12 protein-coding genes are annotated in these 14,074 nt (G+C 70.4%); 5 read left to right on the top strand and 7 right to left on the bottom strand.

The annotated features are described in order from the left end of the window. Window positions 1–351: 351 nt before the first annotated feature. Window positions 352–1,173, bottom strand: coding sequence for a class I SAM-dependent methyltransferase (locus ACFO8M_RS19230; RefSeq protein WP_387978537.1), 822 nt, complete (start codon window positions 1,171–1,173; stop codon window positions 352–354). Window positions 1,174–1,250: 77 nt separating this feature from the next. Between ACFO8M_RS19230 and ACFO8M_RS19225 the strand changes: the two genes are divergently transcribed. Next, a complete protein-coding gene (locus ACFO8M_RS19225) occupies window positions 1,251–1,574 on the top strand; it encodes a hypothetical protein (RefSeq protein ID WP_387978535.1) in 324 nt (107 codons plus the stop codon). On the opposite strand, the gene ACFO8M_RS19220 is transcribed toward ACFO8M_RS19225, so the two are convergent. Beyond that, window positions 1,571–2,767: a TetR/AcrR family transcriptional regulator gene (locus ACFO8M_RS19220; RefSeq protein WP_387978533.1), complete on the bottom strand. Its 1,197-nt coding sequence runs from the start codon at window positions 2,765–2,767 to the stop codon at window positions 1,571–1,573. The two genes, ACFO8M_RS19225 and ACFO8M_RS19220, sit on opposite strands and share 4 nt — an antisense overlap. Before the next feature lie 272 nt (window positions 2,768–3,039). On the opposite strand from ACFO8M_RS19220, the gene ACFO8M_RS19215 reads away from it, so the two are divergent. Together ACFO8M_RS19215 and ACFO8M_RS19210 are read left to right on the top strand one after the other, a co-directional pair. Further along, entirely contained in the window at window positions 3,040–4,260 is a 1,221-nt protein-coding gene (locus tag ACFO8M_RS19215; RefSeq protein ID WP_387978531.1) for an MFS transporter, read from the top strand. A 61-nt stretch (window positions 4,261–4,321) separates the two neighbouring features. Beyond that, window positions 4,322–6,079, top strand: coding sequence for a glycoside hydrolase family 3 protein (locus ACFO8M_RS19210; protein WP_387978529.1), 1,758 nt, complete (start codon window positions 4,322–4,324; stop codon window positions 6,077–6,079). 54 nt (window positions 6,080–6,133) lie between these two features. On the opposite strand, the gene ACFO8M_RS19205 is transcribed toward ACFO8M_RS19210, so the two are convergent. The 3 genes from ACFO8M_RS19205 to ACFO8M_RS19195 form a co-directional block, all read right to left on the bottom strand. After that, window positions 6,134–8,581, bottom strand: a complete 2,448-nt coding sequence (locus ACFO8M_RS19205; RefSeq protein ID WP_387978527.1) for a S8 family serine peptidase — start codon at window positions 8,579–8,581, stop codon at window positions 6,134–6,136. A gap of 130 nt (window positions 8,582–8,711) precedes the next feature. Beyond that, window positions 8,712–9,956: an MFS transporter gene (locus ACFO8M_RS19200; protein ID WP_387978525.1), complete on the bottom strand. Its 1,245-nt coding sequence runs from the start codon at window positions 9,954–9,956 to the stop codon at window positions 8,712–8,714. Then, window positions 9,937–10,554, bottom strand: a complete 618-nt coding sequence (locus tag ACFO8M_RS19195; RefSeq protein ID WP_387978523.1) for a mycothiol-dependent nitroreductase Rv2466c family protein — start codon at window positions 10,552–10,554, stop codon at window positions 9,937–9,939. The genes ACFO8M_RS19200 and ACFO8M_RS19195 overlap by 20 nt, the downstream gene beginning before the upstream one ends. A gap of 39 nt (window positions 10,555–10,593) precedes the next feature. On the opposite strand from ACFO8M_RS19195, the gene ACFO8M_RS19190 reads away from it, so the two are divergent. Further along, on the top strand, window positions 10,594–11,079 hold the full coding sequence (locus ACFO8M_RS19190; protein WP_387978521.1) for a MarR family winged helix-turn-helix transcriptional regulator: 486 nt from the start codon (window positions 10,594–10,596) through the stop codon (window positions 11,077–11,079). Here ACFO8M_RS19190 and ACFO8M_RS19185 read toward each other — a convergent pair whose 3' ends face one another. Continuing rightward, window positions 11,080–12,285, bottom strand: coding sequence for an MFS transporter (locus tag ACFO8M_RS19185; RefSeq protein WP_387978519.1), 1,206 nt, complete (start codon window positions 12,283–12,285; stop codon window positions 11,080–11,082). A 65-nt stretch (window positions 12,286–12,350) separates the two neighbouring features. Here ACFO8M_RS19185 and ACFO8M_RS19180 point away from each other — a divergent pair, with 65 nt between their 5' ends. Continuing rightward, window positions 12,351–12,734: a MerR family transcriptional regulator gene (locus ACFO8M_RS19180; RefSeq protein WP_387978517.1), complete on the top strand. Its 384-nt coding sequence runs from the start codon at window positions 12,351–12,353 to the stop codon at window positions 12,732–12,734. A gap of 29 nt (window positions 12,735–12,763) precedes the next feature. On the opposite strand, the gene ACFO8M_RS19175 is transcribed toward ACFO8M_RS19180, so the two are convergent. Then, window positions 12,764–13,615, bottom strand: coding sequence for an NmrA family NAD(P)-binding protein (locus ACFO8M_RS19175; RefSeq protein WP_387978515.1), 852 nt, complete (start codon window positions 13,613–13,615; stop codon window positions 12,764–12,766). Window positions 13,616–14,074: the final 459 nt, after the last annotated feature.

Genomic DNA, 14,074 nt, shown 5'->3' with positions numbered 1-14,074 from the left:
TCGTCGGGAGGCAGGCCCAGCGGCCGCGGTGCCGGCCCCGGTAGCGGGGTCGTCTGATCTCGTGAACCGCCCGAGGAAACGGGTGCATGACGAGTATTGGCACCACGGCCGCTGAGAACCATGATTACTCCATGTAGTCGCGGGCGTAGTAGCCGCGCATGGCGACCTTGCCGCCGACCGCGCGAAGCACGAGTGCCTTTGCCAGACTGCGCATGTTCCCTCCGAATCGCTCAAGCGGCGGGACGCCGCTGTGTTGTTGCAGTCCAGTACATCAGCGGGCCGCGGTGTTTTCGAGGCGGAGAACCGGCGGGATACCGGCAGGACCCCACCCGCCCATCGCACCGCGTTCCGCTACTCCTCGGAGTACCTGCGAGCGTCTTGGGCTCGTGCACCTTCGGATGTCGGTTCGAGGACGGCGAGGTATTCGTAGTGGTCCCTGAGCCAGGCGGCGTCCCCGGTGTGGTCGGCGGCGAGATCGACCGGTTCGCCGCCGACCAGGACGCCCGCGAGGGCGAGGCCGGTGCCTTCTAGGAGCAGCCGCAGGTCGGCCGGGGTGTAGCAGCGCAGGCGCTGGGTGATGCGGCGTTCGGGTTCGGCGGTGTCCCACCACGTGTCGACGGCGGTGGCGGTGACCGGGTCGAACGTGAGGTGCTGCTGCAGCTCGTGGTGGTAGCCGCGTTCGGGATTCGCCTGCAGCAGTTCGACCTCGCCGTCCCAACTGGCCCAGACCAGCGGGTTGTACACGTCGACCAGCGCGGTCCCGTCCGGCTCCAGCCATTCCTCGGCGATCCGGCGCAGGAGGCGGCGCTGGTCGGCGTCCGAGCCGATCCCGAAGCCGTTCCAGTAGGTCACAGTGTCGAAGCGGCCCGCGAACGTCGCTGTGTAGAAGTCGCCGCGCACAATCTGCAGGCGTTCGGGCCCGAGGCGCTCGAGATGGGCTTTGGCTTGGTCGGCACGGTCGGTGAGTTCGACCGCGACCACCTGGTGTCCGGCATCGGCGAAGGCGGCGGCCGTGGTGCCGTAGCCACATCCGAGTTCGAGGACGCGCCTCGGTTCGGAGCCGCACACGCGGTGCAGCCGTTCGACGCGGCCGCGATCGCGGTCGCCCAGGCCCGATTCGGCCTCGGCCCACCAGCGTCCGGTGCGGGAGTAGAAGTCCTCGACCCAGTCCATGCTGCGAGCCTAGGGAACTCGGGGCGCCGGGGCAATCCCGTATCGGCGGGACGGCGGCATCATTATCCTTGGATTTCATGAAGGAGCATCCGCTCGTTCGGGAGGTCTATCCCGAACTCGTCGCCGAACTGGCCCGTCTGCTGGAGGCCGAGGGCGAGCGGAATCTGGCGATCTGCGCGCATGATCTGCGGCTCGTCGCCCCGTGCGGGTGCAAGGACGACTTCTGCCAGAGCATTCGCACCGCGGAGCATCCTGAAGGGACGCCGTACGGTCCCGGGCATCGCAACGTCATCCTCGATCCCGAGGAGGGCATGCTGATCCTCGATGTGGTGCACGAGAGGATCGTGTACGTCGAGGTCCTCGACCGTCCGCCGATGGTCCGAAAAGACGCCGTGGCCTAGCGGATGAGTATCGATTCCAGGTGGGCGCGCAGTTCGTCGGCCACGTCGACCGCTTCGGGGTCGTAGAGCCACTGCACTTGGAGGCCGTCCCAGAGGGCGACGAACCAGATCGCCTCGCGCCGCGGGTCGCGGTCGGCCGCGATCTGGCCGCTCCCGCGGAGCAGGTCGAAGACGGTCGTGAAGTGGTCAACGGCCCAGCGGAAGCGGCGGCTGAAGAACTCGTGCGCCGGGTGCTCGGCGGCCGTCGCTTCGTGCGAGAGCACGGTGTAAAGCTCGATGAGGCCGGGGCGCGCGGCGTTCGTACGGGCGCCTGCGACGAGGCGGCGCAGGAACTCGCGTGCGGGCGCCGATTGGCCCGCCTGCTCGCTGAACACGTCGTCGCGGTGGGCGAGGACGGCCGCGAGCAGGGCGTCCTTCGAGCCGAAGTGGTGCAGCAGTGAGGACTTCGAGGTCCCCACGCGCTTCGCGATGTCGCTCAGGCTGGTCGAGGTGAAGCCGCGCTCGGCGAACAGCTCGGTGGCGCTGTCGATGATGCGGGCCCGCTGTTCACGCCCGCGCGCGTAGCCCGACACGTCGGCCGGGGGCGGATCCGGGAGGTGCACCAGGCCTTCGTCCTTGATGGACGTGTCGTAGGCGTCGAGGTCGACTCTCGTCGGTGTGCTTGGGGTGCGGGCGAAGTAGTCGGCCAGTTCCGAGGCCACGTCCACTTCGTCCAGGTAGAGCGACATCACCTGCAGGCCGTCCCAGGCGGCGGTGACCCTGGCGGCGTCGGCGTCGCCGCCTTCGAAGTGGTAGCGGCGCACGTCTTCATAGCGGCGCTTCATGTGCTCGTGCCCCGGGTGGGCCGGGGAGACGGCCTCGCCGGTGAGCGCGGCGAACAGCGGGAGGTACCCGGGGGTGGCGGCGTTGCGGCGGGCGAGGCCGAGCAGGGCCTCGGGGCGCGGCAGGTCCGCGTGCATCTCGATCCAGGCGACGTTCGCGTTCTCCCAGCGGGAGAGGAGCGCCAGGAGCAGGTCGTCCTTGGACTTGAAGTAGCGCAGGAGCGAGGCGTGCGAGACGCCGGCCTTCGCGGCGATCGCGCGGAGCGAGACCCCGCTGAACCCTTCGGCGGCGAACAGCTCGTAAGCCGCGTCGAGGAGTTCCTCTTGTCGGGCACGGCCGGTGGCGTAGCGGCGCTGGGTGGCGGCGGTCACCTGTGGGTCCTCACGGTCGGCGGGTCGAATGCGGCTAGGCCTCTTCGGGAATCCCCAGCGCGGCGAAATGGTACGGGCGGCCCGACAACGCAGCGAGCGGGCAAATGGGCCGGATAGCGACCGCTCGGGATTCCCGAAGAGGCCCTAAGGCCGCGGGGCCAAGCCTAGCCGTTCGTCGGAAAATTCTTGGCCAAAGAAGCTAACCACTCGGTCAGTTTTCGCGATACAGTCCCTCTCAGGGCACCGTCGCCCCAGCTTGAAAGGTCTGCGCCATGACAGAGTTGTCCGCCCCCGCTACCGCGCCCGCGGCTCCCGCCCGTGAGCCGCGCGCCTACCCCTTCGCCCTCGCCGGCGCGAACTTCGGCATCTACGTCGCCCTCCTCACCCCGGTCATGGTCTCCATGGCGTTCAAGATCCAGCACATCACCGCCACGCCCCAGGCCGCGGCCAGCGCCCTCGGTCTCGTGCTCGGCGTCGGCGCGCTCTTCGCGCTCGTCAGCAATCCCTTGGTAGGCCGCCTGTCCGACAGGACCACGTCTCGCTTCGGCATGCGCCGGCCGTGGATCATCGGCGGCGCAGTCATCGGCCTGCTCGCCCTCGCCCTCATCGGCGTGGCCGGTTCGGTGTGGCTCGTCCTCCTCGGCTGGTGCATCGCCCAGATCGCACTCAACGCGGTGATGGCCGCGGCCAACGCGACCCTGCCCGACCAGGTGCCCGCGGAGCGGCGCGGCAAGACCTCCGGGATCGTCGGGATCACGACGCCGCTCGGCATCCTCGGCGGGTCGTTCCTGGTGAACATGATCGACGGCGACCTCGCCCGCTTCACCGTCCCCGGCGCCCTCGCCGTGGTGCTGTGCCTGCTGTTCGCCTTCCACCTCAGGGACAGGGTCCTGAACGAGCGGCCCGTCGAACGGTTCACGTTCAAGCAGTTCCTCGGCTCGTTCGTGTTCAACCCGGTCGAGCACCCGGACTTCGGCTGGACCTGGCTGACCAAGTTCCTGGTCATGTTCGGGTACGCGGGCATCGCCTCGTACCTGCCGTACTACCTCACCGAGCGGTTCCACTTGAGCGAGCAGGAGGCGATCGGCACGATCCTGCTGGCGAACGTCGCCTCGATGCTGGCCATGGCGGCTTCGAGCCCGATCGGCGGCGTCATCTCCGACAAGCTGGGGAAGCGCCGCGCGCCTGTGGCCTTCGCCGGGCTCGTCATGGTCGTCGGTCTCGTGATGCTCGCGGTCGCGCCGAGCGTCGGGTTCGTGATCGCCGCGCAGGGCGTCATCGGCCTCGGCGCGGGCGCGTTCTTCTCGGTCGACCTCGCCCTGGCGACCCAGGTGCTGCCGAATCCGGACGACACCGCGAAGGACCTCGGCGTCCTCAACATGGCGAACGCGCTGCCGCAGTCGCTCGCGCCGGCCATCGCGCCCGCGATCCTCGCGCTCGGCAACGCGACCCCGCTCGGGGCCATCCGCTCTGGTACCTCTTCGGCGCGCTGACGGCGCTCGCCGGGGCGGTCCTGGTGTACCGCATCAAGTCTGTCAAGTAAGGGAGTACCGCATGAACGATGTCGACACCCGCTACCGCGACGCGTCACTGTCGGTTGAGGACCGCGTGGAGATCCTGCTCGGGCAGATGACCCTCGAGGAGAAGGCCGGGCTGTTCTTCCACACCATGATCACCGTGGGCGAGGACGGCGAGCTCTCGGGCCCGGACCCGGTGTTCGGCCTGCCCTCGAACGAGGAGTACGTGGCCGGGCGGCTCATGAACCACTTCAACGTCCTCGGCGGGCTGCCCTCCGCCGAGCTGGCCGCCAAGTGGCACAACAGGCTCCAGGAACTGGCCGCCTCGACGCGGCTGGGTGTCCCGGTGACGTTCTCGACCGACCCGCGCCACTCGTTCAGCGACAACCCGCTCGCCGCGCTCAACACGCAGGCGTTCTCCGAATGGCCCGAGATGCTCGGCTTCGCCGCCCTGCGCGACGAGGCCCTTGTGGAGCGATTCGGTGACATCGCCCGGCGCGAATACACCGCCGTCGGGCTGCGGGTCGCGCTGCACCCGCAGATCGACCTCGCCACGGAGCCGCGATGGGCCCGGCAGCTCCCCACGTTCGGGGAGGACGCCGACCTCACCTCGCGTCTCGGGGCCGCGTACATCCGCGGGTTCCAAGGGGCCGAGCTCGGCCCGGAGTCGGTGGCGGCCATGGCGAAGCACTTTCCGGGAGGCGGCCCGCAGCAGGACGGCGAGGACCCGCACTTCGCGTACGGGCGCGAGCAGGTCTACCCGGGCGGGCAGTTCGAGCTGCACCTCAAGCCGTTCGAGGCGGCGTTCGCGGCCGGGGTCTCGCAGATCATGCCGTACTACGGGATGCCGGTCGGGACCGAGCACGAGGAGGTCGGTTTCGGCTTCAACAAGTCCGTGATCACCGGGCTGCTGCGCGAGCGGTTCGGCTTCGACGGCGTGGTCTGCACCGACTGGGGCCTGATCAGCGACGGCGAGATCATGGGCCAGCCGTTCCCGGCCCGCGCTTGGGGCGTCGAGCACCTGTCGCCGCGCGAACGCATGGTCAAGGTCCTCGACTCCGGCGCCGACCAGTTCGGCGGCGAGGCCGTCCCCGAGCTGCTCGTCGACATCGTCAGGGCCGGTGAGGTCAGCGAGGAGCGCCTTGACGTCTCGGCTCGACGGCTGCTGCGTGAGAAGTTCGTCCTCGGGCTCTTCGACCGGCCCTATGTGGATGAAGAAACTGCTGGCGCGGCAGTCGGCACAGCCGAGTTCCGCGCCGAAGGCGAAGCGGCGCAACGGGCGTCGGTCACGCTGCTGAGCAACGACGGCGTCCTGCCGTTCGAGACCGGCCTCAAGTTGTACGTCGAGGGCGTCGAGCCCGGGATCGCCGCCGAGTACGGCAGGGTGGTCGCCACTCCTGAGGAGGCCGACGTCGCCGTGATCCGGCTCCAGGCCCCGTACGAGCAGCGCGAGACGATGTTCGAGAACTTCTTCCACGCCGGGTCGCTCGACTTCCCGGCCGACGTGATCGAGCACGTCGCCGCGGTGGCCGCCTCGGTGCCCACAGTGGTCGACGTGTTCCTCGACCGGCCCGCGATCCTGGGCCCGATCGTCGGGGCGGCCGCGGCCGTCACGGGCAATTACGGCACCAACCCGGCGGCGCTGTTCGACGTCCTGACCGGCCGGGCCGAACCGAAGGGCATGCTGCCGTTCGACCTCCCGTCGAGCATGAAGGCGGTCGAGGCGAGCCGTCCCGACGTCCCCTTCGACACGGCCGACCCGCTGTTCAGCTTCGGGCACGGGCTGTCTTACTGAGCCACAACCGCATAAGGACGGCGGGACCCCGAAAAGGGGCCCCGCCGTCCGTGTTCATCGGGAGGCGGGCATCGGGGCGATCGGGGCGTTCCCGTCGGCTTCGGCCACCGCATTCGACGCGGCGAGCGCGAAGTCCTGGCGGAGGCCGTCTGCAGGGGCCGCGCCCGGGGCGTGCTGGGTGACCGAGACGCCGCGGACCAGGGCCGTGTACACGCCGTCCTCAGGGGCGGCCACGGTGATCTGCTGGACGTTGTTGGTCACGCGCGTCGCCGGGTTCGCGTCCCAGTTCAGGATCTCGCCCGAGGGGGTCTCGAGCTGGAGGTACAGCTCGTTCACCAAGCCGCCCAGGCCTTCGAGCGACGGCGCGTCCGTCCACACGAGCGTGATCTTGAGCGGCTGGGCCAGGTCGGCCGCCTCGATCCGGTAGCGGCGGATCTCGCCGGTGGCGACCGCGTCCTCGGGAGCGTCGGCGAACCGCGACCGGTGCGCGGGGTCCGAGCCGACGGCGCGGGCCACGTCGACGCGGCCGAAGCCGCTCACCGGGTTCGGTCCCGCGGGGATCTCGCCGGGGTATTGGCCGGGGATCGCGACCGCGCCGTTCACCAAGAGCGCCTTGAGAAGCGCGGCGGAGGGGCCGCGGCCTTCCGCGAGGTGGCCCTGCTCGGTGAGGTGCTGGCGCACCAGTGCGGCCGCGCCCGCGACCAGCGGCGTGGCCATGCTCGTGCCGCCGCTCCAGCAGTAGCGGTCGCGCAGCGGGTGGCCTTCGGGCAGGCGGCCCCACAGCGGCTCGTCGTCGCCGGCGAACACCGAGGTGAGCATGGACAGGACGTTCGTGCCCGGGGCGACCACGTCGGGTTTGATCCGCAGGTCGTCGGTGGGGCCGCGCGATGAGAACGCGGCCATGCCGTCGGCGTCGTCCGAGACGTGCCCGGCGGCGGCGAGCTTCGGGTACGAACCCCACTGGCTCCAGTTGCGGTCGAGGCCGGGCGGCGGCTCGGAGCCGCTCGGGCGCAGGTTCTCGGTGGCGCCCACGGTGAGGCAGTTCTTTGCCGTACCGGGCGAGCCCATCGAGTCGGGGTCGACGAACCCGTCCGCGTTCACGTCCTCGCCGTCGTTCCCGGCGGCGAAGAGCACCAGCATGTCCGGGTGCGTCCACATGAACTCGTCCACGGCCCGCGCGTTCGCGCCGTACTCCCCCGCGAGCGGCGCGCCCCACGAGTTGGTGTGGACGCGGGCGCCCGCCTCATAGGCCTCGGCGAACAGCTCACCGATGTCGCCGGGGATGCCGTAGAGGCCCGATGCCGGTGGCGGCCAAGGGAACGTGAACGGCTGCAGGCCCGCCGCGGCGAGCTCGGCGCGGGACTTCCAGCGCACTTTCTGATTGATGGCCTGGAAGAACACGCTCGCCTCGGGCGCGATCCCGGCAGGGACGGGCTCCGCGCCCGCCTGGCGGGCGGCCTCGCCCGAGCCGAGCACCGAACCGGTGACGTGCGTGCCGTGGCCGGAGTCGGTGTCGGCCGGGCCGTCGTCATGGCCGGGCGGGTCGTTCGTGAAGGGCGCCAGCACTTCCCGAGTCGGCCAGGAGGTGATCCCGGCGATGCGGCCGCGCACGTCCGGATGGACGGTCTCGGCGTCCCCGTTGTCGAGACCGGAGTCGGCGACGGCCACGATCTGGCCCGCGCCGGCGAGCGCGAGCCCGGCGAAGCGGTGGTCGGCCGGGACGCCCATGATCGCGGCGGCCTTGTCATTGCTGGTCTGCGAGAACGCATACGGCACGATCGCCTGGACGCCCTCCACGTCGGCGAGGTCGGCGATCACCGAACACGGAACGCTCGCGACGAGCGACTTCGGCAGCGCCGTGAAGATCTGGCCGCCCGCGTCGCGGATGCGGCGGGCCAGCGCGCCGGTGTCCTCGCCGGGGAAGACGGCGACCTCGACCATCTGCGGGCCGTCGTCGGTGAAGTCCTCGGGGTCGACGGCGGCGAGGTAGGCGGCGTCGAGGTCGCGTCGGGGCGCGTGGTGGAGCTTCGGCGAGACCTTCATGGCCGGGCGGTAGGGGGTGACCTCGTCCACGGTGGGCAGTGCCCGGATCGCCTCGGCGCGTTCGGGAAGGAACCCGGCGAGCATCGTGAAGCCGGAGAGGCTGCCGTGGAGTTCGGCTCCGGCCTCGGCGAGCTGTTCGAGCCAGGCGCCGGTGGGCGGGCCGATGAGTTTGACGAGGTAGTAGGCGGTGCGGCCGGGTTCGGGTGCGAGGGTGACGGCGGCTTGGGCGTCGAGTGCGGCGGCGAACTGGAAGCTGGCCCCGGCGGTCTGGACGGGCTGCTCGGGCAGGGGCGTGGTCTCGAGGCCGAGGGCGGCGAGGTCGCGGGTCTGGCGGGGTGTGCCGGTGACGAGGAGCGTGTCGGGGTATTCGGCTAGGACTTCGGCGCCGGTGTCGGCGACCGAGCGGAGGACGGTGTCGCGGTCGTCGGAACGCCGAAGCGTCACAAGGAGTCTGGACATGGCTGGCCTTCTTCGGGAGGGGTTGGCGGCCGTCCTGTCAGGGCGGTGTCTTCGGGATCGGGCGGCCTCTCCTCAGGCTACGCCGCGATCACGGTGCGTAGGGTCCCGCGAACGGTGGACCCGGCGGCGTTCAGGCCGGGACGGGCACGGGTTCGGGCGCGGTGCGGGTGGGTCCTCGGACGGCATGGGCGGGGAGGTGGCGTTCGGTCCGCAGGAGGATGAGGCCGCCGGTCAGGACCGACAGTGCCAGGACCGTCCACAGTTGCCAGGTGCCGGTGTCGAGGAGGAGGCCGAGGGCCAGTGGCGCGACGGTGCGGCAGAGCGACCAGGACAGTTGGTAGACCGAGAGGTAGCGGCCGCGGATGTGGTCGCGGGCGGCTTGGACCGAGAGGCTCTGGGCCGGCGCGGAGTGGATGAGCTCGCCGGCGGTGTACACGACGGTGATGGCGACGACCGCCGCGGCGGCGACGAGTCCGCTGCCGAGAGCGGGCAGGAATCCGAAGGCCGCGAAGGCGAGTGCGAAGACGACGGTGCCGAGAGCGGCGCCGCGGGCGCGGCGGGCGCGGTGCATCGCCCGCGAGACGGGGACGCCGAAGACGGCGATCAGGGCGGTGTTGAGGGCGAAGACGATCCCGGCGAGGGCGTCGGGGATGCCGACGTCGCGGGTGAGGAAGACCGGCAGCGCGATCGCCTGGGCGGTGTACCCGAAGGCGATGAGGAAGTTCGCGGCGGTGATCCAGCGGTAGGGCCGGTCGGCGAGGACTTCGCGGTAGCCGCCGCGGGCGGCTCGGGGCGCGGCAGGGGCGTCGCGTCGCACGGGGATCCGCGAGGCGAGGATCGCGGCTCCGGCGCAGGCGGCGGCGAGGACGGCGGTGGCCGCGAGGTAGCCGCCTCCGGACGCGAGCAGCGCTGCGGCCACGAGGCTGCCGAATCCCATGCCGCCGTTGCGGAGGCTGCGGTCCCAGGCGAGGAGCCGGTCGCGCTCGATCCCTCGGGCCATGTCGCCGATGAGCGACTGCTGGCTCGGCGAGGAGGCCCACATGGCGACGGCGATGAGGAGCGCCACCCCGAGGAACGCCGGGTAGGTCGTGGCGAGGGGGTAGAGCGCGAATCCGGTCGCGCGGAGCGCGAGTGCGCCGATGTAGACGCGTTTGCCGCCGTATCGGTCGATGAGGACGCCGATGGCGGGCATGGACGCGAGCGCGCCGAGTCCGGCGATGGTGAGGCCGGTGCCGATGGCGGTGAGGGACTGGCCGGTGAGGGCGTGGACGAACAGCATCGTCAGCGGCACGTAGATGCCCTGGCCGATCGCGTCGACCAGGCTCACTGCGATGAATCGGCGGCGGGCGGCCGCGTCAGGCGAGGTCGAGCGCATTGCGGCTCCGCTTCAGTTCGGCGAAAGCGTCGAGGCCTGCGAGGGTCTGGACGGCTATGAAGAGCCGGGTGGCGTCGTCCCCCTTGGGGATCGAGGAGAGGACGGGGCCGAAGGAGCCGGTGCCGTTGATGACGGTGAGGGGCGTTCCGGCTTCCTCTCCTACGGCCGCTTGGCCGGCCTGGTGGCTTTCGCGCAGTGCGGCGTCGAATTCTGTGGTGTGGGCGGCGTCGGCGAGGTCGGCCGGGAGGCCGGTCTCGGCCAGGGCGGCGGCGGTGACCCGGTCGTAGTCCTTGTCGCGGGCGAGGTGGATGCGGGTGCCGAGGGCGGTGTAGAGGTCGCGCAGGACGGCGTTGCCGTGGCGCTGCTCGGCGGCGGCGCAGACGCGGGCGGGTCCCCAGGCGCGGTCGTTGAACTCGCGGTACCAGGCTTCGAGTTCGCGGTGCTGGTTGAGGACCGCGAGGCTCATGATCCGGAAGCGGAGGTGGATAGGTTGTGCCCGTTCGACTTCGAGGAGCCATCGCGAGGTGATCCAGGCGAAGGGGCAGGCGGGATCGAAGTAGCAGTCGACCGTCGGGATCGCAGCGTTTTTATCTTCCATGGAAGACATAGTATCTTCCATGGAAGATACTATGCAAGCATGAAGAGCGATGCCGTGAAACAGATGGTCGACCAGTGGAAGCACGAGCGCCCGGACCTGGACGCCTCGCCGATGCTCGTGGTGGGCAGGACGCTCCGGCTCGCCGCGGAGTGGGACCGGGCCTTGCGGGGGCCGTTCGCCGAAGCGGGCCTCGGCAACGGGGACTTCGACGTGCTCGCCGCCCTGCGCCGGGCCGGTGCCCCCTACGCGCTCTCGGCGGGCGAGCTGAGCCGGACCGTCCTGGTGACGACCGGGGCGATCACGAAGCGGGTCGACCGCTTGGAGGAAGGCGGATGGGTGACGCGATCGGTTGCCGAGGAGGACTCGCGCGGCCGCAGGATCACCTTGACGCAAACGGGCCTGCGGCTCACCGATGAGCTCATGGAGGTCCATTTGGCGAATCAGCGCAAGCTGATCGAAGGGCTGAGTGAACAGGAGCGCAGCGAGCTCGCCGGGTTGCTGGCGAAGCTCGCTGCGGGTGGGTGATCAGTCGGTTCGGTAGACGACCGGGAACGCGTGGCGGCGGGCGACGGCGGCGATGAGCACGACCGGGATGCCGAGGAGCACCACGCTCCAGGCCAGCGGGATCGGCCCGCCCCAGACCAGGAGGAGGCCGCCGATCGCGCCGCCCGCGGCGGTGGCGACGTTCCACAGTGTCACGACGACGGCCTGGACCGTGTCGGCCGCTTTCGCACCGGCGAGCCCGGCGGCGGTCTGCAGGAGGGTCGGGATGCCGCCGTGGCCGATGCCCCACAATGCGATCGCGACATAGACCAGCGTGGGACTGTCTCCGGCCACGGCGAGACCGGCCGCGGCGAGGGCGACGAGGGCCGTGGTGGCGATCGTGAGGAGCCGGAGCCGCCGGTCGATGTGCGCGCCGACGATCCAGATCCCGAGGATCGATGCGAGGCCGAAGACCAGCAGGGCCGTGTCGATGTCATCGCCCATGCCGGCATGTTCGAGGTAGGCGGCGATGTACGTGTACAGCTGGTTGAAGGCGATGACGTAGACGACGATGACCGCCAGGATCGCGGGCACGCCGGGGATGGCGACGGCGCGCAGGACCGGGATGCGGTGCTCGGCGCGCTGGCCGGGGAAGTCGGGGACGACGGCGAGGATCCAGACCACGCCCAGGACCGCGAGGGCGGACATCACGCCGAAGGCCTCGCGCCAGCCGAGGACGTCGCCGAGGAAGGTCCCGACGGGCACGCCGAGTGCCAGCGCGAGCGGGATGCCGGCCATGACGATCGCGATCGCTTTGCCCTGCAGGGCTGGCGGGGCCAGGCGGCGGGCGTAGCCGACCATGATCGCCCACGAGAGCCCCGCAGCCGTGCCCGCGACGAAGCGGGCTCCCATGGTCAGCGCATAGTCGGTGGAGATCGCGGTGACGGTGTTGGCGGCGATGAAGCCGCCCATCGCGAGCAGCAGCACCGGCTTGCGGCCCCAGCCGGCGGTGAGCGTCGACAGCGGGATCGCGGTGAGGGCGGTGCCGATGGCGTACACGGTGACGGCCTGGCCCATGGCCGAGGCGCTCACGCCGAGGTCGGCGCGCATGCCGGGGAGGAGCCCGGCCGGGAGCGACTCGGTGACGACGGTGATGAAGACGGCGGTCGCGAGGGCGAGGAGCCCGAACACGGGAAGTCGCTCGGCGACAGGCGGTTCCGGTGCGGCCTGGGTGGTGGTTTCGCTCATGAGAGGTAGTCTCGAACCTTGACACTAATGTCAAGGTCCAGTCGAGACGCGGTGAGGTGGCCCACTTGAGGATCGGCGAGCTGGCGGCGCACACCGGGGTCCCGACCCGGATGCTCCGCTACTACGAGCAGCACGGGCTCATCACCGCCGAGCGCCACGCGAACGGGTACCGCGATTTCGAGGAAGACACCGTGGAGCTGGTCCGGCAGATCTGCGGTCTCCTGGACGCCGGGATCCCGGTCAAGATCATCAAGCAGATCCTGCCGTGCCTGTCGGGTACGGACGAGATCTACTTCCCCGTGCCCGACCCGGAGATGCTCGCCGCCCTCGAGGAGCAGCGGGACCGGATGACCCGCAAGGCCGAATGCGTGCTCAAGAACCGCGACGCGATCGCCGACTACCTCGACCGGGTGCGGGGCACCGAACCGGCCGGGCCCCGGAGCGCCTGAACACCCGCGGGGACCCGGACGGGACGGGATCAGGCCTTCCAGGCGCCCGCTTCGGCGGTGCGGCTCGCCCAGTCGGCGAAGGCGACGGGCTTGCGGCCCAGGACCTGCTCGACGCCGTCGGCGACGTCGCCCATCTTGCCGTCGCGCATGAACTGGTACATCTCATCCAGGAAGAACACCAAGTCCTCGGGCAGGTTCTCAGCGCGCAACGCGGCGGCGTAGTCCTCCGCGCTCACGACCTGGAAAGCGATGTGGAGACCGGTGGCCTTCACGATCGCCTCGACCGCCGAGGCGAAGGTGAGCGACTCGGGGCCGCTCAGTTCGTAGACCTTCCCGTGGTGGCCGTCCTCGGTGAGCACGGCGGCGGCGACCGCGGCGATGTCGTCCACGTCGATGAACGGCTCCACAGTGCCCTCCACCGGCAGGAAGAGCTCACCGGCGAGGATCGCCGGCAGCATGTCGCCTTCGCTGAAGTTCTGGTTGAAGTTGTTGGCCTGCAGCACCGTCCATTCCAGGTTGGAGGCCTTGACGGCCTCCTGGGCGGCGTACATGCCGATCACCTCGGGGCCGACGCCGGCCGCTTCGGCGAGCAGTTGGATGCGGCGGCCCGACTGCGCGACCAGGCGTCGCACGCCCGCCTGCTCGGCCGCGGCGACGAACGCCTCGGCCGGGATCGGCTCGTCCGGCGGGATGAGGTAGACGGCGGCGACGCCGTCGAGGGCCGCGGCCCAGGTCGTCGCGTCCTGCCAGTCGAAGGGGATGTCGGTGCTGCGCGAGACGGCTCGGACGCGGTGCCCGGCCTCGCGGAGTCGGGCGGTGAGGCGGCGGCCGACCTTGCCGGTCGCGCCGGTGACCAGGATCGTTTCGTTGTCGATGCTCATGTCCCCCAGTCAACCCGCTCAAGGGTGCGGCGCCCATCGCTGAGACGCCACGATGCATGCGCGTTCGTCTACCTTCCTCTCCGAGCGAACGGTGGATCTCGGTTGAATGGTGCGTGCCTCGCACAACCTGCCTGGCTTGTCCGGGTCCTGATGCCCGGCCGAGCCCTGCGCGTTGCGCTCGAGGTCTTACTCGCCTGACGTGTGCCTCGTTCGGGACACTGCCGGTGGTCGGGGTGATCCCGACCAACGATCTCCCACCCAGTACGGCCTGGTGAGGAGCCGTAGTCAGCTGCGGGACGCGATAGCACGATGAGGATGAGATCGGACGCCCCGCTTGGGGTGACCCCTGCTTTCGGGGCCGTCGCCTCGGAATCAGTCCGGTTTGCCAGTCGGCCAGAGGTTCCCTTATGTTTGTCAAGCCGCGAGCGTGTGGGCTTGCCGTTGGTGTGCGTCGTTTTG

Source organism: Glycomyces rhizosphaerae (genome assembly GCF_042647865.1).
In the GTDB taxonomy this organism is placed as follows: Bacteria; Actinomycetota; Actinomycetes; order Mycobacteriales; family Micromonosporaceae; genus Glycomyces; species Glycomyces rhizosphaerae.
Note: the sequence above shows the minus strand (reverse complement) of the source record. Positions and strands in the feature narration are given on the sequence as shown.

What these genes read in the sequence shown, in the direction of transcription:
- ACFO8M_RS19230 (WP_387978537.1), bottom strand. Translation starts at nt 1,173, where the DNA reads ATGGACTGGGTCGAGGACTTCTACTCCCGCACCGGACGCTGGTGGGCC.
- ACFO8M_RS19225 (WP_387978535.1), top strand. Translation starts at nt 1,251, where the DNA reads ATGAAGGAGCATCCGCTCGTTCGGGAGGTCTATCCCGAACTCGTCGCC.
- ACFO8M_RS19215 (WP_387978531.1), top strand. Translation starts at nt 3,040, where the DNA reads ATGACAGAGTTGTCCGCCCCCGCTACCGCGCCCGCGGCTCCCGCCCGT.
- ACFO8M_RS19210 (WP_387978529.1), top strand. Translation starts at nt 4,322, where the DNA reads ATGAACGATGTCGACACCCGCTACCGCGACGCGTCACTGTCGGTTGAG.
- ACFO8M_RS19205 (WP_387978527.1), bottom strand. Translation starts at nt 8,581, where the DNA reads ATGTCCAGACTCCTTGTGACGCTTCGGCGTTCCGACGACCGCGACACC.
- ACFO8M_RS19200 (WP_387978525.1), bottom strand. Translation starts at nt 9,956, where the DNA reads ATGCGCTCGACCTCGCCTGACGCGGCCGCCCGCCGCCGATTCATCGCA.
- ACFO8M_RS19195 (WP_387978523.1), bottom strand. Translation starts at nt 10,554, where the DNA reads ATGGAAGATAAAAACGCTGCGATCCCGACGGTCGACTGCTACTTCGAT.
- ACFO8M_RS19190 (WP_387978521.1), top strand. Translation starts at nt 10,594, where the DNA reads ATGAAGAGCGATGCCGTGAAACAGATGGTCGACCAGTGGAAGCACGAG.
- ACFO8M_RS19185 (WP_387978519.1), bottom strand. Translation starts at nt 12,285, where the DNA reads ATGAGCGAAACCACCACCCAGGCCGCACCGGAACCGCCTGTCGCCGAG.
- ACFO8M_RS19175 (WP_387978515.1), bottom strand. Translation starts at nt 13,615, where the DNA reads ATGAGCATCGACAACGAAACGATCCTGGTCACCGGCGCGACCGGCAAG.